Below are 581 nucleotides of genomic sequence, written 5' to 3'. Positions count from 1 at the left end.
ACAAGGACAAGCGCCTTGTGAACTGGGACCCGAAGCTGTTGACCGCCATCTCGGATCTCGAGGTCGAGCAGCAGGAAGTCAACGGCAACCTCTGGCACTTCCGCTATCCGGTCGAAGGCATGACCTTCGATCCGGAAAATCCGAAGACCTTCATCACCGTTGCGACGACCCGGCCGGAGACGATGCTGGGCGATACGGCTGTCGCAGTCCACCCCGACGACGAGCGTTTCCGGCATCTCGTCGGCAAGAACCTCATCCTGCCGATCGTCGGCCGCAGGATCCCGGTGGTGGCGGACGAGTATTCCGATCCCGAAAAAGGCAGCGGTGCGGTCAAGATCACGCCGGCGCATGACTTCAATGATTTCGAGGCCGGCAAGCGCCACCGGCTGCCGGCGGTCAATATCCTCACCGTCAATGCGGCGGTGAGCCTCAAGGACAATGAGGACTTTCTCGCCGGGCTGGAGGTGACGCCGGAGCGCTAGATGTTTGATCCCGGGCTTTGATGGGGCATCCTTATCCTCCGAATCAAAGGATGCGCTATGGGCCAAATTCTGCATGGGAGCGCCACAACGACAGAGGCG

1 pseudogene is annotated in these 581 nt (G+C 60.8%); it reads left to right on the top strand.

Annotated elements, in window-relative coordinates:
• A pseudogene (locus NKI18_RS33360) lies at positions 1 to 461 on the top strand (valine--tRNA ligase); the annotation flags it as partial.
• Positions 462 to 581 lie beyond the last annotated feature (120 nt).

Origin of the sequence: Mesorhizobium sp. M0800 (assembly GCF_040320095.1) — a bacterium.
In the GTDB taxonomy this organism is placed as follows: Bacteria; Pseudomonadota; Alphaproteobacteria; order Rhizobiales; family Rhizobiaceae; genus Mesorhizobium.
Note: the sequence above shows the minus strand (reverse complement) of the source record. Positions and strands in the feature narration are given on the sequence as shown.